General features: G+C 38.8%; 22 protein-coding genes, 1 tRNA gene, 2 pseudogenes and 2 other annotated features. Of the genes and pseudogenes, 3 read left to right on the top strand and 22 right to left on the bottom strand.

Annotated features, from left to right (window positions below; genetic code table 11):
* Positions 1-33: 33 nt before the first annotated feature.
* The 18 genes and pseudogenes from EV203_RS05300 to EV203_RS05385 all read right to left on the bottom strand — a co-directional run bounded on the left by EV203_RS05300 (position 34) and on the right by EV203_RS05385 (position 20,549).
* The gene (locus tag EV203_RS05300; protein WP_011025894.1) at positions 34-471 is read right to left on the bottom strand and encodes a 2-thiouracil desulfurase family protein; all 438 of its coding nucleotides are present in this window, start codon (positions 469-471) and stop codon (positions 34-36) included.
* Positions 472-481: 10 nt separating this feature from the next.
* A complete protein-coding gene (locus EV203_RS05305; protein WP_341765402.1) occupies positions 482-2,845 on the bottom strand; it encodes an endonuclease MutS2 in 2,364 nt (787 codons plus the stop codon).
* 11 nt (positions 2,846-2,856) lie between these two features.
* Positions 2,857-5,211: a U32 family peptidase gene (locus tag EV203_RS05310; protein WP_132039461.1), complete on the bottom strand. Its 2,355-nt coding sequence runs from the start codon at positions 5,209-5,211 to the stop codon at positions 2,857-2,859.
* 10 nt (positions 5,212-5,221) lie between these two features.
* Positions 5,222-5,596 (bottom strand): cell division protein ZapA, encoded by a 375-nt coding sequence (locus tag EV203_RS05315; RefSeq protein ID WP_022587802.1) that lies wholly within the window; start codon positions 5,594-5,596, stop codon positions 5,222-5,224.
* A gap of 66 nt (positions 5,597-5,662) precedes the next feature.
* Complete coding sequence (gene pheT / locus EV203_RS05320; RefSeq protein WP_132039463.1) at positions 5,663-8,047, bottom strand: phenylalanine--tRNA ligase subunit beta; 2,385 nt, start codon at positions 8,045-8,047, stop codon at positions 5,663-5,665.
* 11 nt (positions 8,048-8,058) lie between these two features.
* Complete coding sequence (gene pheS, locus EV203_RS05325; protein ID WP_132039465.1) at positions 8,059-9,078, bottom strand: phenylalanine--tRNA ligase subunit alpha; 1,020 nt, start codon at positions 9,076-9,078, stop codon at positions 8,059-8,061.
* A gap of 48 nt (positions 9,079-9,126) precedes the next feature.
* Positions 9,127-9,342, bottom strand: a binding site (T-box leader).
* Positions 9,330-10,130 (bottom strand): TrmH family RNA methyltransferase, encoded by an 801-nt coding sequence (locus tag EV203_RS05330; RefSeq protein WP_011025899.1) that lies wholly within the window; start codon positions 10,128-10,130, stop codon positions 9,330-9,332. Its footprint overlaps the feature before it by 13 nt.
* A gap of 48 nt (positions 10,131-10,178) precedes the next feature.
* Positions 10,179-10,538, bottom strand: a complete 360-nt coding sequence (rplT, locus tag EV203_RS05335; protein WP_022587805.1) for a 50S ribosomal protein L20 — start codon at positions 10,536-10,538, stop codon at positions 10,179-10,181.
* Positions 10,539-10,556: 18 nt separating this feature from the next.
* Positions 10,557-10,760, bottom strand: a complete 204-nt coding sequence (gene rpmI / locus EV203_RS05340; protein WP_011025901.1) for a 50S ribosomal protein L35 — start codon at positions 10,758-10,760, stop codon at positions 10,557-10,559.
* Between the two features lie 15 nt (positions 10,761-10,775).
* Entirely contained in the window at positions 10,776-11,333 is a 558-nt protein-coding gene (infC, locus tag EV203_RS05345) for a translation initiation factor IF-3 (protein ID WP_043884099.1), read from the bottom strand.
* Positions 11,314-11,432: a sequence feature (ribosomal protein L20 leader region), on the bottom strand. It overlaps the preceding gene by 20 nt.
* Before the next feature lie 41 nt (positions 11,433-11,473).
* Entirely contained in the window at positions 11,474-12,526 is a 1,053-nt protein-coding gene (locus tag EV203_RS05350) for a chorismate synthase (RefSeq protein ID WP_132039467.1), read from the bottom strand.
* Positions 12,523-13,770, bottom strand: coding sequence for an MFS transporter (locus EV203_RS05355; protein ID WP_132039469.1), 1,248 nt, complete (start codon positions 13,768-13,770; stop codon positions 12,523-12,525). Before EV203_RS05355 ends, EV203_RS05350 begins: the two co-directional genes overlap by 4 nt.
* A gap of 102 nt (positions 13,771-13,872) precedes the next feature.
* Positions 13,873-15,777, bottom strand: coding sequence for a threonine--tRNA ligase (gene thrS / locus EV203_RS05360; RefSeq protein ID WP_132039471.1), 1,905 nt, complete (start codon positions 15,775-15,777; stop codon positions 13,873-13,875).
* 306 nt (positions 15,778-16,083) lie between these two features.
* Positions 16,084-16,947 carry a putative sporulation protein YtxC gene (gene ytxC / locus EV203_RS05365; protein WP_132039473.1) on the bottom strand — a complete coding sequence of 288 codons (864 nt, stop codon included), beginning with the start codon at positions 16,945-16,947 and terminating at the stop codon, positions 16,084-16,086.
* A 55-nt stretch (positions 16,948-17,002) separates the two neighbouring features.
* Positions 17,003-17,734 (bottom strand): DUF6873 family GME fold protein, encoded by a 732-nt coding sequence (locus tag EV203_RS05370; protein ID WP_132039475.1) that lies wholly within the window; start codon positions 17,732-17,734, stop codon positions 17,003-17,005.
* Positions 17,735-17,791: 57 nt separating this feature from the next.
* Positions 17,792-18,724, bottom strand: coding sequence for a GGDEF domain-containing response regulator (locus tag EV203_RS05375; RefSeq protein WP_132039477.1), 933 nt, complete (start codon positions 18,722-18,724; stop codon positions 17,792-17,794).
* Positions 18,725-18,822: 98 nt separating this feature from the next.
* Positions 18,823-19,158, bottom strand: coding sequence for a thioredoxin family protein (locus EV203_RS05380; protein WP_011025922.1), 336 nt, complete (start codon positions 19,156-19,158; stop codon positions 18,823-18,825).
* 313 nt (positions 19,159-19,471) lie between these two features.
* A pseudogene (locus EV203_RS05385) lies at positions 19,472-20,549 on the bottom strand (IS30 family transposase).
* Positions 20,550-20,745: 196 nt separating this feature from the next.
* Between EV203_RS05385 and EV203_RS05390 the strand changes: the two are divergent.
* From EV203_RS05390 to EV203_RS05400, 3 genes are all read left to right on the top strand, one after another.
* Positions 20,746-21,081 carry an ArsR/SmtB family transcription factor gene (locus EV203_RS05390; RefSeq protein WP_132039479.1) on the top strand — a complete coding sequence of 112 codons (336 nt, stop codon included), beginning with the start codon at positions 20,746-20,748 and terminating at the stop codon, positions 21,079-21,081.
* Between the two features lie 39 nt (positions 21,082-21,120).
* Positions 21,121-22,299 (top strand): permease, encoded by a 1,179-nt coding sequence (locus EV203_RS05395; protein WP_132039481.1) that lies wholly within the window; start codon positions 21,121-21,123, stop codon positions 22,297-22,299.
* A 72-nt stretch (positions 22,300-22,371) separates the two neighbouring features.
* Positions 22,372-22,611 carry a thioredoxin family protein gene (locus EV203_RS05400; RefSeq protein ID WP_132039488.1) on the top strand — a complete coding sequence of 80 codons (240 nt, stop codon included), beginning with the start codon at positions 22,372-22,374 and terminating at the stop codon, positions 22,609-22,611.
* A 126-nt stretch (positions 22,612-22,737) separates the two neighbouring features.
* Here EV203_RS05400 and EV203_RS05405 read toward each other — a convergent pair whose 3' ends face one another.
* The 4 genes and pseudogenes from EV203_RS05405 to EV203_RS05420 all read right to left on the bottom strand — a co-directional run.
* Positions 22,738-23,106: a P-II family nitrogen regulator gene (locus tag EV203_RS05405; protein WP_132039482.1), complete on the bottom strand. Its 369-nt coding sequence runs from the start codon at positions 23,104-23,106 to the stop codon at positions 22,738-22,740.
* A 5-nt stretch (positions 23,107-23,111) separates the two neighbouring features.
* Positions 23,112-24,260, bottom strand: a complete 1,149-nt coding sequence (locus EV203_RS05410; RefSeq protein ID WP_132039484.1) for a cation:proton antiporter — start codon at positions 24,258-24,260, stop codon at positions 23,112-23,114.
* Between the two features lie 391 nt (positions 24,261-24,651).
* Positions 24,652-24,728 (bottom strand) — tRNA-Val (locus EV203_RS05415).
* 139 nt (positions 24,729-24,867) lie between these two features.
* Positions 24,868-25,044: pseudogene (locus EV203_RS05420) on the bottom strand (UPF0236 family protein); the annotation flags it as partial.

Raw genomic sequence — 25,044 nt, forward strand, 5'->3', positions numbered from 1 at the left:
CCTCCCCTACAATTTTATGTAGGGGAAGCTGTTTTACTCACTCTTTTTTGTTTTTTCGCAAAATTCCACTTCCGTCATCACTCTTATTCCATTTTGTTTTAAAATCCTTGTAGTTATCCCGTCGCCTTCAATCAATCTACCGGAAAAGGTCCCGTCGTATATCTGCCCACATCCACAAGAAGGGCTTTTGGCTTTAAAAATTGCCTCTTTTATACCGTAAAGCTCAGCTATTTTTAAAGTCTCATACGCTCCTCTGTAAAAATTCTCAGTGACTTCCTCTCCCTTAACATTAAAAACTCTATCTCCCCTTATCTCAGAAGGAAGTCTAGGAGTTGGAAGCCCCCCTAACTGCTCAGGGCAAACCAAAATAGCTTTGCCTTCCCTTACTAAATTTTTTATCTCTTCTCTTTCATTGTTGCCGCCGTCATATTTGCAGTTTATCCCTGCCAAACAGGCACTCACAAGGTACATAAGTCCCCTCCTATCTGCTGTGCAATTCAACAATGGTGACACCATCACCGCCCTCACCATATCTGCCTAGCCTAAAGGATTTTACATACTTACTATTTCTTAAAAATTTGGCAATTCCCGTCCTCAAAACTCCTGTACCCCTTCCGTGTATTATAGTCACTTGATTAAGCCCTGCCAGATACGCATCGTCAATGTATTTTTCCACTTCCAAAAGAGCATCGTCCAAAGTCATACCTCTGACATCAAGAGAGGGGCTTATCGACTTTGCCTTTTCATTGATAAACCTGCTGTAACCCTTTTTCACTTCTTCCTGTTCCTGCTCTTCTTTGACTCTCAAATTGCTTATGTAAACTGTCATCTTCAAAATTCCCGCCTGCACTTCAACATTTCCTGATGCATCCGGTGGAGAGAGAACAATTCCATTTTGGTCTAATGGGACAATATAAACAGTCTGTCCAGCTTTTAAAGAATCAGGGATTTTGCCATAAGAAAATTCCTTAGGTTTTAAAACCTCTTCTTCCAACTCTTCTAGATTTTTCTTGATCTTCTCCCTTATTTCCTGTATCGCCCTGTCTTTGTTTTTCTCTTTTTCTTCTGCCTCTTTTATCCTCTTTATTACTTCCTCTGCAGTCTGCTTTGCTTCTTTAATTATCTCCCTAGCTTTTTCTTTAGCCTCTTTCAATATTTTATCTTTTTGAGATTCGAGCTTTCTCTTCTCCTTTTCTAATTCCTCTTTTAAGACTTCCACTTCTTTTTTTAGCCTTTCTACTTCCTGATAAGCATTTTCTAGATCTTTTCTTTTTTCTTCTACGTCTTTAATGACATCCTCAAACCTTATGGCCTCACCAGACATGTAGCTCTTGGCATTTTCAATTATTTCCTCTGAAAGCCCAAGCCTTCTTGAAATCTCAAAAGCATTGCTCCTTCCAGGAATACCTATGATAAGCCTGTAAGTAGGCCGTAAGGTCTCCACATCAAACTCGACACTGGCATTTTCCACGCCCTTGGTCTTCAAGGCGTACTGCTTGAGCTCACTGTAATGGGTGGTGGCTATTGTCCTGCATCCTGTCCTGTGGAGAAAGTCCAAGATGCTCATAGCAAGTGCAGAACCTTCAAGAGGGTCAGTCCCTGCCCCCAACTCATCCAAAAGCACCAAAGAATTCTTATTGACCTTTTTAAGAATACTCACTATATTTGTCATGTGAGAAGAAAAGGTGCTCAAACTTTGCTCAATGCTCTGCTCATCGCCTATGTCCACAAAGACATCTTCGAATATGGAAATCTGGGATTTCTCTTCTGCAGGAATGTTTATTCCTGCCATCGCCATCAAAGTCAAAAGCCCTACTGTCTTTAAAGTGACAGTTTTACCTCCTGTGTTAGGACCTGTAATTACCAAGGTAGTAAACTCTCTTCCTATGTGTATGTCTATTGGAACGACTTTCTCAGGGTCTATCAAAGGATGGCGCGCTTTTTTGAGATTTACATACCCTGAAGTATTTAGCTCAGGCCTTGAAGCTTTTATCTTTATTGAATAACGGGCTTTTGCAAATAGGAAATCCAGTTCAGATACCACTTCAACATCTTTGAAAATAGCTTCAGCATTCTTCTTAACTTCTTGAGAAAGTTCAAAAAGTATCCTTTCTATCTCCTTCTGCTCCTTTAATTCTAACTCCCTCAATTCATTGTTTAAATCTACTACTTGGATAGGCTCGATGAACAAAGTAGCCCCTGTGGAAGACTGGTCGTGTATTATGCCTTTAAACACATTCCTGTATTCCTGTTTTACTGGCACGACATATCTTCCCTGTCTCATTGTTATTATTGGCTCTTGAAGTTCTTTTTGCCTTGTAGAAATTATAGAATTTAAAGTAGACTTTATCTTCTCATTTATTGATGCCTTCTGCCTCCTTATTGCTTTCAAAACCGGAGAGGCTTCATCTGAGATCTCATCTTCAGAAATCACCGTATTCTCAATCTTCTCCTTTAAACTTTTTAGAGGAACAAGCCTTTTATCAAATTCTTTAAGCAATAAAAAGTCTTCCCTGTCATACAGCGATTTAAAGTGGGCCTTGACTTCCTCCACAAGGCTGAGAAAATTTTTAATACCTAAAAGTTCCCTGTTGTAGAGGATGTAATCAATCTGCGCTTTTTTTACATGCTCTCTTATGTCTTGAAAAGAAAAAGATATATCCCCATAGGAATAGATAAATTTCACTGCCTCATTGAGCAAGTCTAATTCAAATTCTATTGCCTTTAAATCTTTTTTTATCTCTATGTCAAAAACTTTTTCTCTCCCAAGCTCTGAGTCGCATTCATTCGCAATTAGCTTAACTATTTTGTCAAACTCAAGGCTTTTTAAAGTTTTTTCCCTCATTCCCTTCATGACTACAAAACTCCTCTGTAAAAATGTCCTTTGGTATAGTTTCCCTCTGGAACCTCAATTTTTTCTCCTTCTAATGCTTTTATATGCATTTGTAAAATTTTTTCTATTTCCTCATCTTCTTCTATTGTATCATTTATTCTGAGAAAAGAAAGGCCGGATTTTTTCAGCTCTTCCATGTGATTTGCCATAAAGAGCACATCCCCATTTAAAATCTGAATCCTGCAAAAACCATTGCTCTTTATAGGCATCAATTTACCTTTCCTGTCTTTAAGAAAATAGTAACCCTTTTCGCATTTTGCCCTGTCGCAACCCACTAAATTTCTTATAGGGCAGTATTCCGTAGTCATAAGAGGAAGGTGACCATATATCACTGCCTCAAACTTTATATCGCTTCTTTTTGCAATGTCTTTCATCTGCTCAAGCGTAAGTTCATAAGAAAGGGTCACAGCGTAAGCATTAAAATACTCTACAGCAAGGCTGTTGAAAACATTGAGAGGATAATCAATAAACAGTCTAAAGTCACTATTTTTTAAAATATGATAAAGCCCCAAATTGGAAACAAGGATATTCCGTATATCCAATTCTCTTAAAAGCCGCAATTGCCTTTCAATATCTTTCATCTCTTCTCTTAAAATTGAAGGAAAAGCAGCAACAAGTACAGTATCTTTTCCTTCCAGCAATTTAACTGCTTGTTTTAAGATACTTTCATTGAGTTTGTAATCAAAATAAACATACTGTATCCCCAGAGATGCTGCGATTTCTAGATGATTTAATTTATCAGTGTAGAAGGTCAAAACTGGACTTTCACTCTTTTCCCTTCCCTCTGGAAGCTTAACTTTTTTCTGTAGCTTTTCCCTTTGATAGAAAGCCAATTTTTTTAACTTTAATTCATATATTGCCTTCCTTCTTGTCTCCTTAATGTCCTTTACAGGCATGAAAAGCCCTTTATCTAAACTTACAACTACTTTCTCAGGATAAAAAGGCGTATCGCCAATCTGAGACAACTTGTCCTTTAGAAAATCCTCTTCTATAGAAACCTTTTTAGCTACCTGCGGAATACTTCCACTGTTCGCTTCCCCAAAGAAAATTCCATCTTCTACTCTAACTACAAAAGGCATCTCTTTTTTCAATTCTGCATAAATTTTCACAGGAACCTTTTTCTCTGGCAAATTTTTTAAACTTTCATTTAAAAGGTAATCGTAAGTTTTATTCAAAATATCTTTTTCTTTGGGGTAAAAATCCAAATAAAGGGTCACTATCTCCCCTTTAAAAGCCACATCTACTTTCTGCCCATTTTTTATGATTTCCTGTATCCTGTGCCCTTTTTCTCCCTTTGAATCAGAAATCCCATCTCCCTTTCTTATGTCTTGAAGAAGCCTTACTTTTACTTCTCTCCCTTTGGTTTTTACTACCTCCGCAACAGGCACCCCTATATTCTTAGGAGTAACATAGCTCATCTTGGAAGGCTTTCTCTCAAACAAATACCCCGTAGAAAAACCTCTATTGAAGACTTTAGCCATTTCTTCCATGGCTTTAGTACTATCAAAAGCTCTCTCTTCGTAATAACTGTCTATGGCATCTCTGTAAGCTTTCACAACAGAAGCGACGTATTCCGGACTTTTCATCCTTCCCTCAATCTTAAAAGAAGAAACGCCTGCTTCAATAAGGAGAGGTATATGTTCAATTGTGCACAAATCCGCCATACTCAGAAGGTGCAAATTCTCTTTTAAAATATTCCCTTCCTTGTTGACTAAAGAATACTTCAAACGGCAGGGTTGAGCACATCTCCCTCTGTTGCCGCTTCTCCCTCCTATGAGGCTGCTCATAAAGCACTGACCTGAATAGCTGACGCACATCGCCCCGTGAACAAAAACCTCTACATTTATAGGGGAATTGGAAGCAATATCTTTTATTTCTTTAAGAGTCAATTCCCTTGATAAAATAACCCTGGACACACCTTTTTCAGCTAATTCCCGCACGCCTTCCAGGTTATGTACTGTCATCTGCGTACTGGCGTGCACTTCAAAATCCGGATAATTTTCTCTTAAAAATTTCAGCACTCCTAAATCTTGCACTATAACAGCGTCTACCCCAATTGAGTATAAAAAGTCAATGTACTCTACAAGTTTATCCATTTCTTCGTTTAATATCAAAGTGTTGACAGTCACATAAACCTTAACATCCCTCAAATGACAAAACTCTAAAGCTTTCTCAAGGTCCTCATAATCAAAATTAGGGGCATAAGCTCTTGCCCCAAAATTCTTGCCTCCCAAATAAACGGCATCACAGCCTGCATTTACAGCATTTAAAAGCGCATTATAATCCCCTGCCGGTGCCAATAGTTCAACCCTTTTCATCCAACCACCTTTACTTTTCTTGGTCAAATGTTTCTAAAAACTGCCTGAACTCTTCTTCTGTCTCCAAAAGTTTATTTACAGTATTTTCTAGCTCTTGTTCCAGCTCTTTTATCCGCCTATTTTTTTCTTCTAATTCTGTCTTCAACGAAAGCAGCTCTTTTTTTATTGCATTGTTTTCCTCCTTAGACATGAAAAGCTCATCAGCAATGTTCAAAGACGCAAGTAGAAATAACTGAAGCTGTGAAAGATTTTTATGGCTCTGCATCAATTCCTTAATTACATTGTCTACATAATTTGCAAGTTTTATTACATGCTCTTCGGGATAATCGGACTTTAAAATATACTCATTGCCATTAATCGTTACACTAACCCTGTTTAACTCCACAGAAACATCCCCTTAATCCTTTGTTATTCTATTTATTTCTACATAAAAAGCAATTTTCCTTCTTTTTTACCTCAATTTAGCCCCCAATTTTTCCTCTAAAGCCTTAACTATCCTAGCATGGACTTCATTGACTTCTTCATCGGTCAAGGTTTTCTCATAAGACCTGTACCAGATGGAAAAGGCGACGCTCTTCTTTCCTTCAGGGATGTTGGGTCCTTTGTAAACATCAAACAGGGCAGTTTTTTCTACAAACCCTCTGCCGGCCTCTTTTATTACTTTTTCAACTTCAGCCACAAACAAATCCTCATCTACTACTACTGCAATATCCCTTTCAACTGCAGGGTATTTGGGAAGCGGGGTGTACTTTTTATCTACATTAGCAAATTTTATGATTTTATCCAAATTCAACTCCCCCGCATACACTCTCACGGGCAAGTCATAATTTTCCAAAACATCCGGATGAACTTCTCCAAAGACACCCAATACTTCTTCTTTAAAGAGTATTTTTGCTGACCTTCCAGGATGATAAGAAGGTTCCTCTGCCCTCACATATTCTACATCAACAATCCCCATCACTTCAAGCAGTTCTTCAATTACTCCTTTTATGGTGTAAAAGTCCACTTCCTTGCCGTACATTCCCAGAGAAATAGTCTTTACCTCTTCAGGCAGTTCCTTCAAAGGCAGTTCTTTTGGTAAAAATACCCTTGAGATTTCAAAAGCCCTAAATTCCCCCACTTTTCTGCTGTAATTGGTATAAGCCACATTTAGCATAAAAGGCAAAAGTGTAGTCCTCATAAGGCTTTGCTCTTCGCCAAGGGGATTTATTATCTTGACAGCTTTCCTCAAAACACTGTCTTTAGGAACATTTATTCTGTCTAAATCCCTCTCTCCCATAAATGACATTGTGACAATCTCATTTAGTCCACAAGCCAGCAGTACTTCTCTCGCCTTTTCTTCCAGCTGCTGCTCTTTTGTAAGAGAACCTAAAGTGGTCTGAGCATTTTTCATAAGACTATCTTCAATATTGTTGTAACCATAAAGCCTAGCTATTTCTTCTGCAATATCTGCCTCCATAGTCACATCTTTTCTGAAGTGAGGAACTTTTATTTCAAGCTCTTCTCCTTTTTCAACTACTTCAAATTCTAAAGACCTTAAGATCTCAATCATTTCAGAGGTAGCTAAATTTGTGCCCAAAAATTTATTTATCCTATCAGGTCTTACAGTCAATACTGTTCTTTCCATTGGCTTAGGATATTCATCCACAATTCCTTTTAATACCTCTCCACCGCAGTACTTTTCCATGAGCTGGGCTGCTCTCTCACAGGCAAGAACTGTAATTTCTGGGTCTAGCCCTTTTTCAAACCTCGCTGAAGCCTCGCTTCTAAGACCCAGCTTTTTGGAGGTATGCCTTATATTGCTGCCTTTGAAATTGGCACTCTCTATGAGTATATTCACTGTGGAATCCGTTATTTCTGTGTTCTCTCCTCCCATTACTCCTGCAAGGCCTATTGCCTTTTCTTCGTCCGCTATCACAAGCATTGAACTATCTAAAATCCTCTCTTTCCCGTCTAGAGTAACCAATTTTTCTCCGTCTCTTGCCCTTCTCACAATTATGTGTTTATTCTTTACTTTGTCCAAATCAAAAGCGTGCAGAGGCTGTCCCAGCTCCAGCATCACATAGTTAGTCACATCTACTACGTTGTTTATAGGCCTTATACCTGCCTTCAACAGCCTTACCTGCATCCAGATGGGGGAAGGACCTATTTTGACATTTTTCACGACCCTCGCAACGTACCTGTAGCAAAGGTCCGGCGCCTCTATAGTCACTCTGGCAGGATTGGGCTCCTCCACTTCTGTAACTCTGATTTCTGGCATTCTGAAAGATTTTCTGAAAGTTGCCGCAGTCTCTCTCGCAATTCCAACTACAGATAGACAGTCGGGGCGATTTGGCGTTATCTCAAATTCTAAAACATCATCTTTAAGCTGCAATGCCTCATTTATGTCCATCCCAAGAGGAAGTGGAGGCAGGATGAATATCCCGTTTCTCTGATACTCAGGCAGCAGGCTCTCATCAAGCCCCAGCTCTTCCGCAGAACACATCATGCCCTCAGACTCTACTCCTCTTAATTTGCTTCTTTTTATCTTCACTCCACCCGGAAGAGTAGCACCGTGCAATGCTACCGGTATATAGTCCCCTACCTTTATATTTTCTGCCCCTGTGACAATCTGCAATTTTTCACTTCCAATGTCCACAATCCCAACCCACAATTTATCTGCATTAGGATGTTTTTCCAAAGATACAATCTGCCCTACAACTACATTGGAAATTTCCTTTCCGTAACTTTTTATGCCTTCCACTTTCGAACCAGACATGGTCAACCCTTCGGCTATTGTCTTAGCGTCTTCATCTATATCTACAAATTCTTTCAACCAAGAAAGAGACACTAACATAAGCTCACCCCTTAAAATTGTTCTATAAATCTCATGTCGTTTTCAAATAACAATCTCAAATCTTCTATCCCATATTTTAACATCGCTATCCTGTCTATTCCCAACCCAAAGGCAAAACCGGTATACTTCTCAGGGTCAATTCCTGACATCCTCAAGACATTAGGATGGACCATGCCTGCACCTAAAATCTCAATCCAGCCGGTGTAGCCGCACACACGGCATCCTTTACCGCCACAAGCAAAACAGCTTACATCCATTTCTGCACTGGGCTCTGTGAAGGGGAAAAAGTGGGGCCTAAATTTTGTCCGCGTACTCTCCCCGAAAAACTTTTTAGCAAATACGTTTAAAACCCCTTTCAAATCCCCCATTGTGATGCCCTCATCTACCACTAAACCCTCCATCTGATGGAATACAGGAGAATGCGTAGCATCTATGTCATCAGACCTGTAGACTCTGCCGGGCGAAATAACTCTTATAGGTGGTTTGGTCTTTTCCATAGTCCTCACTTGAACTGGAGAAGTTTGCGTCCTCAAAAGTATATCAGAAGTTATGTAAAAAGTATCCTGCAAGTCGCGAGCAGGATGGTCTTCCGGAGTGTTCAAAGCTTCAAAATTGTAGTAAGCAAGCTCTACTTCTGGCCCTTCTGCAATAGAAAAACCTAGGCCCAGAAAAATTCTTTTAATTTCATCCATCACAAGAGTAATAGGATGCTTATGCCCGTATTTGTAAGGCTTGCCTGGCATGGTAATATCTATGTACTCTTCTTTTATCTTTCTTTCCTTTTCTTCTTTGGCAATTTTTTCTCTTCTCTCCAAAATCATATTCTCTATTTTTTCTCTCACATCATTGGCTAACTGCCCTATCACTGGCCTTTCTTCAGGGCTTAAACTTCCCATCCCTCTCAAAATTTGCGTAAGCTCGCCCTTTTTCCCCAAATATTTAACCCTTAAACTTTCAATTTCTTGAAGGCTTTTTGCCTTAAGAATCTCTTCTTCTGCTCTTTTAGAAAGCTCTTTTAGTAACTCCTCCATCCCTTTTTCAACCCCTTTTCTTGTGATTATAAAATAAAAAATCCTCCGTCATAGGACGAAGAATTCCGCGGTACCACCTATCTTAGCACCCCATTTGAGGTGCTCCCTCATTTTAGGTAACGGTCGCCCGGCAATGCCTACTATTGGTTCAGCACGCTGCTCCAGAGGGAACTTCCATTATCTACCTGCCAATGGCGCTCTCAGTCTACGGCGCCATCTCCCTGTGGCCTTCGATAATGTACTTTACTCCTTCATCGCATTTGGCTGTATTTTTTTAAGATTATACCATTTTGCTTATTTTTTATCAACCTCTGCCTTTGTGATTCGTACAAAAATATTGCTGCCGCAATGGAAACATTCAGTGATTCTGCTCTCCCTGTCATAGGAATTTTTATAAAGCCGTCTACAAAATCTAAAGAGCTCACTCCCCTCGCTTCATTTCCCAGAATAAAAGCTGTACCTTTGTCTATCTCAACTTCATGCACAAATTTTTCCCCTTTTAGGTGCGTGGCAAAAACTTTGACACCTTTTCCTTTAAGTTTGTAAAGCACTTCATTTGCTGTAGCGATGACAGGAATGTGAAAGATTGACCCCATTGAGGCTCTGAGAACTTTTGGGTTATATATATCGACAGAGTTATTTATTGTAAAAACAGCATCAGCCCCAAAAGCATCAGCCGTTCTTATGATTGTCCCAAGATTTCCCGGGTCCTGTACATTATCTGCTATAACGTACACGCCCTCTTCTTTTATAAAATCTTCTTCGCGGTACACTGGCATCCTCACAATCGCCATTATTTTTTGAGGAGTCACCGTATCACTGATTTTTTTAAACAGCTTATTTGCAATGCGTATTAGCTTAAAATCTCCTTTAAACTCAAATTCCACATCTTCCCCTACTACCACATACTCCACTTTAAAGTCGCTATCCAAGGCTTCTTTTACGCTGTTTAATCCTTCTACAAAAAAGAGCTTTTCTTCATATCGCCCTTTTTTATCTTTTAGCTTTTTAATCTTCTTTATAAAGCTATTGTCCTCACTCGTTATGAGCATATTGCACCACTCTTTTTTATTAAAGCAAAAGGCCATCTAAAACTGGCCTTATGCGTTTAATTGCTGTTTAGCTATGTTCACTAACTCTGCAAAAGCCTTTTCATCGTGTATTGCCATTTCTGAAAGCATCTTTCTGTTGATCTCTATCCCTGCTTTCTTGAGACCGTTTATAAACCTGCTGTAAGAAATACCATGAGCTCTTGCAGCTGCATTAATCCTGGTAATCCAAAGCCTTCTGAAATCTCTCTTCCTTAACTTTCTTCCAATATAAGCGTACATCAAAGACTTCATTACAGCCTGATTAGCAACTCTGAAGAGCTTGCTTTTCGCTCCCCAGTAACCTTTTGCAAGCTTTAGTATCTTTTTATGCCTTCTTCTCGTAACTTTTCCGGATTTTACCCTAGCCATTTTTACAACCTCCTATTTTTATGAATATGGTAAAAGACGCTTTATAGTCTTGGCACTTGCTCCCTCTAAATAAGTAGCTTTTCTTAATCTTCTCTTCCTCTTTGAACTTTTGTGAGTCAAAAGGTGACTCTTATAAGCTTTCATCCTCTTTACTTTTCCGGATTTTAACACCTTAAATCTCTTTGCTGCTCCCCTATGAGTTTTCATCTTTATTTTTGCCATAATTATCCTCCTCTTCTACTGTTTTTTAGGTGCTATTACCATCATCATGTTGCGACCATCCATGCTCGGCGCCTTTTCTACATTGCCGTACTCCCTCAGTTCCTCAGCAAAGCGCTTCAAAAGGTCTTCTGCCAGGGAGGTGTGAGCCGCCTCTCTCCCCCTAAACCTTATAGTCACCTTCACCTTGTCCCCATCCTTTAAAAACTTAATCGCACTTTTCAATTTGACTCCAAAGTCATGGTCTTCAATATTAGGGGACATCCTTATCTCCTTCACATTTATTATCTTTTGTTTTTTCTTAGCTTCTTTTTCCCTCTTGCTAAGCTCATACCTGTACTTGCCAAAATCCATCAATTTACAAACAGGGGGATTGGCATTGGGAACGATCTTCACAAGGTCCAAATGCCTCTCCTGTGCAATCTTATAAGCTTCCTTGGCAGACATTATCCCTATCTGCTTGCCATCCTGGTCAATAAGCCTTACCTCTTTGTCCCTAATTTGCTCATTTACCTGAAAATCCCGATGGTTAATAAATACACACCTCCTAAAAATTATCAAAAAATAAAAGCGGATAATCCACCCGCTTCTTCGCCCATATTACTTTTGACTTTCAAGAAGAAACCTTTCTGCCCTATGGCGAAAGGTGAGAAGCGGGCGCTTCTACTTATTCGCGTTTTTAGTTTATCATTATTTTATTTTTTTGTCAATAAATTTTAAAACATCTTGACATACTCTTTGTAGGAAGCATAGTTTCTCTTTAGTTCCTCAACTGAATCACCGCCAAATTTTTTAAGGCATTCATCAGCAATCACCCATGCACAGACAGCCTCCAAAACACAAGCAGCAGCTTCAACAGCAGTGACATCCGACCTTTCATAAATAGCTTTTGTCTTTTCTTTTGTAGCTATATCCACAGAGTCAAGAGGCCGTAAAAGAGTGGGAATTGGCTTCATAGCAGCCCTTATCACTATAGGATTCCCGTTTGACATGCCTCCCTCAATGCCTCCGGCATTATTCGTCTTTCTATAAAAACCCTCGTTTTCCTTGTAATATATATCATCGTGCACCAGCGATCCGGGAAGTCTTGCCCCTTCAAATCCCAGTCCAAATTCAACACCTTTTATGCCTTGAACGCTCATCACATGATAAGCGAGTAACGCATCCAACTTTCTGTCCCACTGAGCATGGCTTCCCAGCCCAACAGGCACCCCTTCAATCACAATCTCTATTATTCCTCCCAGAGTATCCCCTTCTTTTTTCGCCTTTTCAATAAGCCTTTTCCACTTTTCTTCTCTTTTTGCTCCTCCAATCTCCAAAACTCTGCTTTTTAAAGATATATTCAATTCTTTCAAGAGAAGCTTGGCAACACTTCCAACTGCCACCCTTGCCGCCGTCTCTCTGGCACTGGCTCTTTCCAAAATATTTCTTATATCTCTCTGGTTATACTTAATAGAACCGGGTAAATCTGCATGTCCTGGCCGGGGCCTTGTGACAGGAGGAACCTTTTTATCCTTCCAGTTTTTATAATCCCTATTTTTAATCTCCATTGTAAGAGGGGCACCAGTAGTCTTCCCATCCCTTACCCCACTTATTATACGTATTTCATCTTTTTCAATAGCCATCCTTCCTCCTCTGCCGTAGCCTTTTTGTCTTCTTTCCAGCTCTTTATTGATAAATTCTGCATCAATAAAAAGATTTGAAGGAAGCCCTTCAATAATGGCAATCAAAGCCTCCCCGTGTGATTCTCCAGCTGTAAGATATCTCATCTTATTCCCCCTACCTTTTCTTCTTCCTCTATCTTTTCTTCATAGGATGCCACCACAAAGTAAAGAAGGCTCACGAGAATTCTCACTATACCTGTAAACACCATAAAGGTGACATACCCCATCTTCGTGTAAAGCCACATTCCCACAACAGGAGAGACAAAAGCAGCTATTTGAGTGATAAAAGTAAAAACTCCTATGTAAGTCATCTTTTCAGAACCTGGAGGCAAAAGCTCCAAAAGCCAGTTCAATAAAAGCATGTTGTACCCGCCTACTGCTATTCCCCCAAAAAAATCAAAAACCGCACCAACGTACAAGTTCTTTGCCGTAGCCCACATAAGAGGTATAAACCCAATTAGCAGGGCGCTTAGTGCCACAGCATATCCATTTCCTTTCCTATTGGACAAGTCTGCCCATCTGTAAAAAGCTATAATCGACCCTATAGAAGACACAATAGTGAAAATGCTCATCCAGGCATTATTGGCATGAAGATAGTTTACTTTGTAAATTGTAAAAATTGGCCACGCCATCATCCAGACAAAATAGTACAAAAATGAGGTAGCGTTGAAGTAGATAAACTTCTTGCTTTCAAACATATTTTTAAAGGCTTGAGCAAAATTGCTCACTTCCTTTTTCTCCCTTTTGACCACATGGAACCTCGAAAAATAATAGGCCTCTATTAATCCAAATATAAAAGCCACAGTGAATATAATCTGATAATTCCATGGAAATTTTATTATGTCAAGAAGCCAACCTGTGAGGAGTACCACTATCGTCCCTACAATAGTAGTCCAAAAATTTCTATCAGCGAAAACCTTGCTTCTATACTCTTGAGGTATCAATTCGCTCATAAATGACTGCCAGCACATTCCAACAGTGACAGAAGGCAGGTTCATAAGCCCTACAAGCAATACCACTATCCATGGCTGAATATCTTTCCTAAAAAATGGAGCGAGGGCTAACAAAAAATAAAAGGTCCTTGCTATATACAAAGTTACATAGGAAAACTTGTGAACATCCTCTAGTTTATTAATCAAGTAGGTCACAGGAATAACTGAAACTACCACCATTAGAGCGGGAAGCGAATTTAAAAGAGAAACCTGAAAGTCATTCGCTCCCAATTTTATGGCATATATTCCGATAAAAGGGTTAACCATGTTAAAGCCTATTGCCCATGCAATCCCATTGAATAGATTCATCCTTATGTTATGCCTCAAATACCTGTAAACTTCAATATCCCTTTTCATGTCCCTTCCCTTCAAAATAAAATATTCTAATTTTAGCTTACCATGTTTTTAAAATTCTTTCAAGAAATCAAAATGCCCCTTTTGAAAAGGGACATTTTGATTTTAGAGCGCTTTTGTAGCTATCTCTTTTAGAATTTTTTCTATGAAATTGTCTAGAGAAATTGGCCCCAAATCCCCATCTTTTCTGGACCTTAACGAAACATTTCCCTCTTCTACTTCCCTATCTCCCACAATCAGCATGTAAGGAATTTTTTGAAGCTGTGCTTCCCTTATCTTGTATCCTATTTTTTCATTTCTGTCATCCAGCTCAACCCTTATATCGTGCTCCTGCAAGCGCTCATAGACTTTTCTCGCATATTCATGGTGCTTTTCAGAAATAGGCAAAACTCTCACCTGCACAGGCGCAAGCCATGTGGGAAAAGCTCCTGCAAAATGCTCTGTTAAAATTCCAATAAACCTTTCTATGCTGCCGTAAATCACCCTGTGCAACATTATAGGTCTGTGTTTTTCTCCGTCTGGTCCTATATACTCCAGTTCAAACCTCTCTGGCATCTGGAAATCCAGTTGAATTGTCCCGCACTGCCATGTGCGACCTATGCTGTCCTTTAAGTGGAAATCTATCTTAGGCCCGTAAAAAGCCCCTTCTCCCTCATTCACCTTGTAAGGCAGATTAGCTCTCTTTAAAGCAGAAATCAAGGCATTTGTCGCCAGCTCCCACTCTTCATCTGTTCCCATAGAATTCTCAGGTCTTGTAGAAAGTTCCACATGATACTCAAATCCGAATATCTTGTAGAAATAGTCAACCAGGTTTATTACCCCTAAAATCTCATCTTCCACCTGTTCTGGAGTCATGAAAAGGTGAGCATCGTCCTGCGTGAAACTTCTCACCCTCATGAGCCCGTGCAGCACTCCAGAAAGCTCATGCCTGTGGACTAATCCCAGCTCGCAAAGCCTTAACGGCAAATCTCTATAGCTGTGAAGTGTTGACTTATAAACTAACATCGCTCCAGGGCAGTTCATCGGTTTTATCGCATAAGTCTGTCCGTCAATTTCCGTAAAGTACATGTTCTCTTTGTAGTGGTCCCAGTGTCCAGACCTCTTCCAGAGCTCCTCGTTTAAAATTATAGGAGTTCTTATCTCCTGGTATCCCCTCTTTATGTGCTCTTTTCTCCAAAAATCCTCCAATATATTCCTTATAATCATGCCCTTCGGATGGAAAAATGGAAAACCAGGCCCTTCAGGATGTATGCTAAATAAGTCAAGCTCCTTCCCCAATTTTCTGTGGTCCCTCTTTTTAGCCTCTTCCATCATATGTAGGTACTCGTCCAGCATGCTCTTCTTGGGGAAGCTTATGCCATATATTCTTTGCAGCATCTTGTTCTTCTCATCGCCCTTCCAATAAGCACCAGCTACTGAAAGCAATTTAATGGCCTTTACCATGCCTGTAGAGGGGAGATGAGGTCCTGCACATAGGTCCACAAACTCTCCCTGCTTGTAAAAGGAAATTTCTTCTCCTTCTGGTATCTCTTCAATCAACTCTACCTTATAGGGCTCATCTTTTTCTTTCATAAACTTTATAGCTTCTTCTTTTGAAAGGACAAATCTCTCTAACTTGTAGTCCTCTTTTATTATTTTATTCATTTCCTCCTCTATAGCCTCAAAATCTTCTGTTGTGAAAGGCCTTTCTGTATCAAAATCGTAGTAAAAGCCATTGTCTATGGCAGGGCCGATTGCCAGTTTGACATCTTTAAAAAGCCTTTTGACAGCTTGTGCCAGAATATGGGAAGAAGTGTGCCAGTAAATCTTTTTCCCCTCTTCATCTTCAAAAGTCAAAATCTCTAACTCCCCATCTTCTTCAATCTTCGTATTAAGCTCTACTATCTTGCCATTAAATTTTCCTCCCACAGCCTCTCTCGCCAGTTTATCGCTTATACTTTTTGCAATTTCATACACAGTGATTCCCTTTTCAAATTCTCTTTTCGTGCCGTCCCTTAAAGTAATTACCATCGCCTTAACCTCCTTTGTATAAATTTGTATAATTTTAAATAAAAAACCTCTTACCCCGTAAAGAGGCAGAGGTCATCTGCGGTTCCACTCTTCTTTATACTCTGGTATTATATCGGAATAACCGTTCGGACTCATCATCCGCAGCTCCGGGGTGGTCTTCGATATTCGGAACATTTGAGTGATCTCAGCCTATGTCACTCAATCTCTGTGATGTTCCTTATGAATATCTACTCTTCCCATCATTGCCTTCATATTCAATTTTTAATTCATTATATCCCCATTAAAGCCATTTGTCAATAACCATTTTCACTTTTCGCATTTAACTTCAGAACACACAACCTCCACCCTATTGGTAAATACCTTTTTTATCGTGTCCAAAATCTCTTTATTTTTTAAGTAATTTACTGAGTGAAAAAATATCTTTTGAGGAGCAATAGTTATCAAAATGCTCATCAAAGCGTCCTCATCCGTCACAACACCTTCCTGAAGTTCTCCCGCTATTTCTTTTATATATTCGCTGGATAAAGGTTCATAACTTTCATTGTAGAGGTGAAACTTCCCTCCCTTATCCACTACCACATTTAAAACCTCTAACTTGGAGTCTTGTAACTCTACAAAATATTTCAAAAGCCCTACAAACTCGTTGTACTCTTTCTGCATTAAAAACTCGTCTACTGCCTTATCTACTACTTCACTCAGCTCTCCCACAAAACTTTTTAACCTGAAATTCACAAAACCTTCTATATCAATGTGCCTATTTTCTTCCAAAAAATCGAATACCTCTTTAGCTATTTCTTTTCTCTTCACCTTTTTAAAAGTCTCTATATTGTCTTCACTTTCTAAAATACTGTAAGCAATTTTTCTTATATCATCTTTTTCCTGTTGGCTAAAGTAATAATAATATTTGCCAATAAGCTTTGATACAATCCAATTGACTGCATGGTTTACAATTATATCTGAAATAGCCTCTGCTATCAAATCCCTAGCTTTATTGTCTTTGCCAAATGCAAATTTTTCTTCCAATTTCAATTCATAATAAGTAGAACTCCTGCATATATTTGAACTAACTATCACTTTTACTCCTTTATTTGATAAATTTTTAAAAGCAGATATCAAGTTTTCTTCATCTATATTCAATTTATTTGAAACTGCGATGGAAAAAAGTTGCAATTTCTATCACTCCTTTCGCTAATAGTATGTGTACATTGCTCCGTTTTTGTGCAGGTCAAAAGAGTGGAATGATGGAACCGATGTCTTTTATTTGACCAGAAGTCAGATAAGTGATTTTAATTCCTTTTTTATTTAAAAATTCCATTATTTTTTCATAATCTTTATGATGATAAAAAGTCCCTGTCACTGCCAATCTTTTCTCCCCTATAAGCCCCGTTGCTCCTCCTATAAACCCATAATCAAACCCTTCTAGAATTATTCCCCCTGGCTCAATTAAGAGCACATCAAATCCACTTCTCACTCCCACTTCAAATATACCTCTGTCGGAAGTTATAAAACTTTTCTCATCCACAATTGCCATATTGCACTTAGTGTATCCCTGGTTGACATGTAAAAACTTCACACCTTTTTTCTCTAAAATCTCTCTCAAAACCGGATCAGTATATTTCAAATTGTGAAAAGCTGTATTCCCTAATCTTGCTACATTATATGCTATATCATATGGATAGTTTCTTTTAAGAAAAGTTTTACCTTTTACTACTTTTATGCCAAACTTTGTAAGCTCGTTAATAAACCTTTGAGAAACATTTGGTGCCACTATTACTTCTTTCTCTTCTACAGGGTGCACAAGAATATCAGGATGATAGGAAATAGCTTTATAAAGTTCATCACATTTTTCCGTATATATGACTTCTATGCCTAATCTTTCTAAAGCATTTCCAATTTCTATTTCTCTCCCATCTAGGAGAACGCAATTGACGCTTTTTTCAGGAACAAGAGGATTCAAAAAATTCACCCTTCCTGTAAAAAATTACAAAAATATGGCATACTTTTTGTATGCCATTTAACCCCTTCTCCTATCTTTCAAATAGCAGCTCCCTTTCATCTGTTTTAATTTTTTCTTGAGTTCTGCCGCTACTTCACTTATTTCCAAATCGCTTCTAAAATCTCTAAATTCATTAGTCACAATAGCAATAGAAACTGACACAAAAGGAAACTTAAGCTTCTCTCCTCTTCTACTAGTGGTCTCTATGTAACCTCTTTCTCTGTCTTTTTTATCGTATAAAAATTTTATTTCACTGTCAAAGCGAGAAATTATGTACTTGCACATCTCCTCAGCTTTCTCGGGAGTAGTAATTATCACGAAGTCATCTCCACCTATATGACCTAAAAAGTCCTTGTCATTGCCAACAAGCTCTACAGCATCGGATAAAATCTTTGCTGTAAGTTTAATAACTTCGTCCCCTCTAAGAAAGCCATAGTAGTCGTTGTAAGACTTAAAATTATCCAAATCTATGTACAAAACAGCAAAAAGCTCTTTTGATTTAATCCTTCTCTTTATTTCTTCTTTTATGTCTATGTTTCCCCTTAAGCCCGTTAAAGGATTAGCCATCTTATTGTGCTCAATTCTCTGAAACAAATTGTTGACTTTAATGACCAGCTCCTTTTCATTTACAGGTTTTACCAAATAATCATCAGCTCCCAGTTCAAGCCCTTTTATCTTTTCTTCAAAATCCCCTTTAGCCGTAAGCACCAAAATGGGAAGCATTAGATTTTCCTCTTCTTTTCTTAAAATTTTTAGAAGGTCAAATCCGCTCATCCCAGGTAGCACCACGTCCAAGATGACCATGTCTGGAAGCATCTCTTTGTATAGCCTAAAAGCCTCTTCCCCATCTCTTGCTTCTATAATAGAATACCCTTCTTTTTCCAAAATATCTCTTAATATTCTTCGTGTAAACCTATCATCATCTACAATTAAAATAAGCCTTCCCTTCACAACTCTTCCCCCATAAAATTTAATGAGCAACCCTATAATATTATATAAAAATTTTGGAAGAAAAGCTAGCAATTCATTGCATTAAAATTTCATTAAAACTAAGTGCTCTCTTCAAAGAAGAGAGAATAATACTTTGAAAGCTTTTCTTCCAAAACATCCATTGATATAAACCGTGCTTCTCTTATGGCTTCCCTTCCATCCACATACACTATAATCGTAGGAACAGTAAAAACAGAGAATTTACCAGATGCCGCCGGCATTTTGTCAATAGAAATGTGAAAACTCTCTACCTTGGGGTAACTTTCCAGCATTTTATCAAGCTTAGGAAGCAAGGAAGAACAGATGCCACAGTCTTCCGTGGAAAAATAAAAAAACACCATGCCATTTTCTCGTATGAGGTTTTCCACATTTTCTATGCTGGTCAATTCTTTCATACTTTTCCCTCCCAGAAGATCAAAAAATATAAGCCTTCTTTAGGGCTTTAGAAGGTCTCTCAATAATTATGGATGCGACACCCGGATTCGAACTGGGGAATCAAGGTTTTGCAGACCTCTTAGGGATTTTTTGTGTATTTTTAATTACCATTAAAAAGTTTTAAAAAGCCCTAAAGAGTAAGTTTTTTTGCTAATTTTGCTGGAAATTATTAAGTTTGTTTCACAGCTGTTTTTAAGCGTTTTTATTTATTATGTTAGCAAAATGTTTGCAACTTATTATTTTCCGCTGCTTACTCTATGTTTAACTCTATGCCTATTTATTATATCTAAATTGCAATATTAAATGCAACACTTTTTTAAAGAAAAGTATTATATAGACATCCAAATTTTTACTTTTTAAATTGTAAAACCTTAGGTTCATCCATCTCTCTATCTCCTTAACCTCTGATAGTGGTATATCTTTTATTGCTTTGCCCTTAGGAATAAAACGCCTTATAATCCCGTTTTGCCTCTCGTTGCTCGCTCTTTTCCACAATGAGTAAGGATGGGCAAAATATGCTCCGCTACTTAGACTCTCTAAAATATTTGACATTTCACTAAATTCCGAATCATTGTCGGCTGTTACACTACGAAATACTTCCCTAAATAATTCTCCATAGCTGCTTTTAAGTTCCATAAACACTCTCTTTACTGCTTCACTATTCTTTGAATCTAGAAGAAATATGAGCTCATACCTGGTTTTCCTTTCCGTCAATGTCAAAAGAACCGCATCATTAGAACGTTTGCCTACTACAGTGTCTATTTCCCAGTGCCCAAATTCTTCACGTGTCTTTACTTCCTTTGGCCTTAAATCTATGCTTTTACCCATAATCCGTTTAGGTTCTCTTTTCTTCATCTTATCCCTGGGTTTTAGCCTCGTCTTAAGCAATAAATCAATATTGCGTACTTTAAGCAGTCTCCTGTCTATATAGTTATACAGAGTTTTAGTACAAACCATGGGCTTATCTTTCCAATCGGGATCCCTTTTACAATAACCCACTATGCTGTCTGGAGACCATGGTTTTCTCTCAAGCATCTTTTCCTCCGCAAATCTAATGAAGTCCTTAACGAGTGGTAGTTTGAGTTTAGCACCACAATTTTTTCGCCTTTTTTCATATACTGCCTGCCCTGCTTCGGGGAAATATGCTTCGTAAGTAGATAAATCAGATTTGAGCTGAGTAACAGTACCACGCTTAATTTCCCTACTGATAGTACTTGGAGCTCTACCTAGTTGTCTTGCAATGTAGCGTATGCTTTTGCCTTCTTTGTACAGGACAGCAATTTGTCCTCTTTCATTAAACACTTAGGTGTTTAAAAGAGCGATATTTTGTGGTACAATTATGTTGAGCCATAGTGAGACCTCCCTGTATGTTTAGAGGTTTTTTGAATATCTATATCATACAGGATTTCTCACTATGGTTCTATAATTTTTTGGGTGTTGCGTTTAATTATACAATGAGCCAACTTCTGTCTTATTAGGTTTTTGAAAATTTTTTGTTGACCTAATATTTCCTATATGCTAATATAGGAATATAGGAGGTGAATCCCATGGCAGAAAACATCTATGAACTCCGCGCAGAATTTTTTAAGGCCCTTTCTCATCCGACAAGGCTGAAAATTTTAGACGTAATTTTAAATGAAAAGGAAATTTGCGTATGCGAAATTGTAAATAAAATAGGTGTAGATCAATCAACAATATCAAAACATTTAAATATATTAAAAAAGGCTGGCATTTTAGAAAGCAAGAAAGAAGGTCTTTCAGTATTTTACAAAGTAAGATTCCCTTGTATGAAAGATTATTTTATCTGTATTGACAAAACCATAAAGTGTGATCTTGTAACTAAGGTTTCCTTTATTGATTCTAGTAAGGACAAAGTTGAATAATTTTGTTAATATCAAAATTTATCAAAAAGGAGGCTACAAATGAAGGAAGAAATTAAAAAATTTCTAGTCATTGCAGGTGTTTTCTTTTTTGTTTACTATATGCCTTTAGAGAGCATGCACTTTAAAAGGGCTGTCATAGAATCCCTTTACATGCTTCAAAATTATGCAAGGCATCATGTATTAACCTGCTTAATACCTGCTCTTTTCATAGCAGGTGCTATTTCAAACTTTATTTCCCAGCAGGCGGTTATGAAATACTTCGGCGATGGGGCAAAAAAATGGCTTTCCTACGCGGTCGCCTCAGTATCCGGAATAATTCTTGCTGTTTGCTCGTGCACAATTTTGCCGATTTTTACGGGGATTTATAAAAGAGGAGCTGGTCTTGGTCCCGCAATAGCGTTTTTGTATTCGGGTCCTGCGATAAACGTCCTTGCAATAATAATGACAGCAAGAATTTTGGGATACAAATTGGGAATAGCAAGGACAGTTGGGGCAGTATTATTTTCAATTGTTATTGGCTTAATCATGGAAATAATATTTAAAAAAGAAGATGTGGCAAGGCTGTCTAAAATCTATCAAGTTTCAACAAAAAATGAAGGAAGAAGCCTATTGCAGGATTTTTTGTTTTTTGCAAACCTTGTATTTATATTAATTTTTGCAGCATGGGGTAAACCCGCGCAGCCTGTAGGATTTTTCAGTACTGTATATAACGTAAAATGGTACTTGACAGTATTTTTCCTCGTGTTCCTAACGATAATCCTTGTTAAATGGTTCAAAAAAGAAGAAATTACCTCATGGATCGAAGCTACTTGGAGTCTTGCCAAACAAATACTTCCCCTTCTTTTTGCAGGTGTTGCGATAGCAGGATTTTTAATGGGAAGGCCGGGGTATGATGCGGGAATACTCCCCTCAAGGTATGTTGAAGCTCTTGTCGGTGGAAATTCATTACTTTCAAACTTCATTGCTTCAATAATAGGTGCTTTTATGTATTTTTCTACTCTTACAGAAGTTCCTATAATTCAGGGCCTTTTGGGTTACGGTATGGGACAAGGTCCTGCCCTCGCACTTTTGCTCTCAGGACCTGCTTTGAGTCTTCCTAGCATGCTTGTAATTAATAGCGTCCTCGGGCCAAAAAAGACTATTACCTATGTAAGTTTAGTAATTATAATGTCGACTTTTATTGGATTTGTTTTTGGAAATTTTTTTAAAGCTATTTAAAAAAATTTATGATAAATTAAAATGTTTATATGAAAATAAAATAAATAAATGAAATTAAAGGAGGAAAATATAATGAATATTAAAATTCTTGGAATGGGATGCGCAAAGTGCAAAGCTTTGGAGGAAAATACAAAAGCTGCATTACAAGAACTAGGAATTGAAGTAGAAGTCGAAAAAGTTCAGGATTTAAATAAAATTATAGAATACGTAATGATTACACCTGCTCTTGTGATTAATGAAGAAGTCAAAGTTGCAGGCAGAGTTGCAACAAAAGATGAAATTAAAAAATACATTGAAGAATATACAAAATAAGAGGTGCGATTTTTGCACCTCTTTTTTATATGCAATTTAAAGTCTCTTGTTTTTATAGCTACTGTGCAGGCTATGGTCCTTACTGATCCTGCTACCTTTCATGAGCACAACTCCAAGAGTCTTTTCTTATTCGAATGGCCCGTCGTAACGGCCGAACTTACCACCCCTAACCATGTTGAGGGGCACAGAAAACATTATACCCATTTCGCTGTCTTCGTCAAAACTACCTATCTCTCTTTCTACGGCATCGGCTATGCTCTGGAGCTTTTGCTTGTCTTCTATAACCGAAAGGATGGTCTTATTCACGAAAAGTCCCTCTTCTTTCAATTTTTTAATGCTGGCAATCATTGGCCTGTGTTCTTCAAAACTTTTCATAATAACGCCCTGACCTATGGAATCCAGCACCGTGGCCCCCTTGGCCCCGTTCCTTTTCATTACCATCAGGAGCTTTTTTAAAAGTTCCGGCCGGTTAAGGATGATAACCATCAGGTACATTGCCTTCACTCCCCGTTCTTGGTATTTTCTGCCCTATGGAAAAACAGCTTTAAAAGCGGCGGGGCAATAAGAGAAGTTACAAGAACCATCAGCACCGAAACACCGAAAATCCTCTGGGAAACGATGCCCTTTTTTAAGCCCAGGTTGGCGATGATCAGGGCCACTTCTCCCCTGGGCACCATGCCCGCGCCTACTGTAAAGCCCTCACTCCAGTTGAATCCCACGAGCCTTGCCGTCAGCCCGCAGCCGATGACCTTACCGAGCACAGCAATGGCTATTATGATAAGACTGAAGCCGATATCGCCTAGCACAGCCCTTACATCAGTCTTCAGTCCGATGCTGATGAAAAATATGGGCGTGAAGAAAAGGTAGGCTATTTCTTCTATGCCGCGGACAATTTTTTCTTTTGTACTGTAGTTTGAAAGAATCAAGCCCGCTATGTAAGCACCGGTGATGGCGGCAATGTCCGCCTTTTCGGCGAAGTAAGCCATGCTAAAGCATAGTACCAAAGCAAAGGTTATGATCCTAGTTCCCGGTCTCATTACCTCCACTATGCGCTCACTGTATCTCCGAAGCACTACTGCAATAACTGCCACCGCGACCGCAAATACTCCTATTTTCTCCATCAGCGGCAGGATCCTGGTTCCACCGGAGATATAGCCGGTCACAAAGGTGAGGACGATTATACCTATCACGTCGTCGATTACCGCAGCAGCCATAATGGCAATACCCTCTTTTGAATTCAGCTTTCCCATTTCCCTCAGTGCCTGCACTGTTATACTGACAGAGGTGGCTGTCAACATGGTCCCCAGGAACAGGGCCTCGGGCAGGGTAACACCCGCAGCCAGTCCGCCCCAAGCACCTGCAGCGAAGGGCACTATAACCCCTCCGGCGGCGATGGCCGTAGACGAAAATCCTGACGCTATAAGTTCCGACGTGTCGGTCTCGAGGCCTGCCAGGAACATTAGCAGGACCACACCTATTTCGGCCATGAACTCCAGCACATAATCGGAGTGGACCAAGCCGAAGACCGAAGGTCCTATGAGAAGGCCGGCGATGATCTGGCCCAGTACGTTCATCTGGTTTAACCTGGCCGCCATATAACCGCTGATCCTAGATATTCCCAGTATTATGGCAAGTTCCAGTAAGGTCATGAGTGAATCCTCCTTAAAAATCGGTTTACCGGAATCGAATCCTTTTCCAACAGCAGCGCTCTTTCATAGTCTTCGCTGATATTAACGTAAAAAATTCGAGGCGGGTTCTGGCCTGAACAAAAAGGTCCCGGATCCGAACGGGACCACTTTTTTCAATAAGAACCTCGATGTCATCAATGCAGTTTTTGTTGTAAATGCGTGAAAAAGCTCCCACAGCTCCCGGTACCGGCGCACACCACATCAAAACCCTCGAAGCCGTCTAGTTACTGTAAAATAATTTTTAGCTACAACTCTTGAAATAAAAAAAGAAGCCACACAAAAAATAGAAAAATTTCTAGACAACAAAATAAAAATTCCTGCATTAACTAGTCGTGGAAAGCCTTCCTATTATTGGTGGGGTTAACAGGAGTCTAACCTATGACCTCTACGATGTCAACGTAGCGCTCTGACCAGCTGAGCTATAGCCTCACTCCTTGTTTTTTTATTATACAATCTTAATAAATTGTTGTCAATATTCCTTAACTTTGTGATAGTATCAAGATACTGTAGGATTTTTTAAGACAACCCCTGTAACTTACTTAATTCAGGGCTTCGTCTTATCAGTTCTTTATATGACTTGCGCGTATTTTATCGCTCTTAAAATCCTGTATATTGGCGTTACTTTCCCTATATTCAAAACTGTAATATTGTTTATCTTTTCATTTGTAGACGTTTTAATTCTCTTTACCGCTTCTCTTATTTGCTTCTTCGTTAAATTATAACTCCCAGCATTGATATTCTTTTT

The organism is Caldanaerobacter subterraneus (genome assembly GCF_004345675.1).
Classification (GTDB): Bacteria; Bacillota; Thermoanaerobacteria; order Thermoanaerobacterales; family Thermoanaerobacteraceae; genus Thermoanaerobacter; species Thermoanaerobacter subterraneus.

Coding starts and splice junctions, on each gene's coding strand:
- pheS (WP_132039465.1), bottom strand. CDS start 9,078: ATGGAGGAGTTACTAAAAGAGCTTTCTAAAAGAGCAGAAGAAGAGATT.
- EV203_RS05350 (WP_132039467.1), bottom strand. CDS start 12,526: ATGAGATATCTTACAGCTGGAGAATCACACGGGGAGGCTTTGATTGCC.
- EV203_RS05410 (WP_132039484.1), bottom strand. CDS start 24,260: ATGACCTTACTGGAACTTGCCATAATACTGGGAATATCTAGGATCAGC.
- rpmI (WP_011025901.1), bottom strand. CDS start 10,760: ATGGCAAAAATAAAGATGAAAACTCATAGGGGAGCAGCAAAGAGATTT.
- thrS (WP_132039471.1), bottom strand. CDS start 15,777: ATGGTAATTACTTTAAGGGACGGCACGAAAAGAGAATTTGAAAAGGGA.
- EV203_RS05380 (WP_011025922.1), bottom strand. CDS start 19,158: ATGAAAGAATTGACCAGCATAGAAAATGTGGAAAACCTCATACGAGAA.
- EV203_RS05390 (WP_132039479.1), top strand. CDS start 20,746: ATGGCAGAAAACATCTATGAACTCCGCGCAGAATTTTTTAAGGCCCTT.
- EV203_RS05400 (WP_132039488.1), top strand. CDS start 22,372: ATGAATATTAAAATTCTTGGAATGGGATGCGCAAAGTGCAAAGCTTTG.
- EV203_RS05330 (WP_011025899.1), bottom strand. CDS start 10,130: ATGCTCATAACGAGTGAGGACAATAGCTTTATAAAGAAGATTAAAAAG.
- EV203_RS05310 (WP_132039461.1), bottom strand. CDS start 5,211: ATGAAAAGGGTTGAACTATTGGCACCGGCAGGGGATTATAATGCGCTT.
- rplT (WP_022587805.1), bottom strand. CDS start 10,538: ATGGCTAGGGTAAAATCCGGAAAAGTTACGAGAAGAAGGCATAAAAAG.
- EV203_RS05300 (WP_011025894.1), bottom strand. CDS start 471: ATGTACCTTGTGAGTGCCTGTTTGGCAGGGATAAACTGCAAATATGAC.
- EV203_RS05405 (WP_132039482.1), bottom strand. CDS start 23,106: ATGTACCTGATGGTTATCATCCTTAACCGGCCGGAACTTTTAAAAAAG.
- pheT (WP_132039463.1), bottom strand. CDS start 8,047: ATGTTAGTGTCTCTTTCTTGGTTGAAAGAATTTGTAGATATAGATGAA.
- EV203_RS05305 (WP_341765402.1), bottom strand. CDS start 2,845: ATGAGGGAAAAAACTTTAAAAAGCCTTGAGTTTGACAAAATAGTTAAG.
- EV203_RS05355 (WP_132039469.1), bottom strand. CDS start 13,770: ATGAAAAGGGATATTGAAGTTTACAGGTATTTGAGGCATAACATAAGG.
- EV203_RS05395 (WP_132039481.1), top strand. CDS start 21,121: ATGAAGGAAGAAATTAAAAAATTTCTAGTCATTGCAGGTGTTTTCTTT.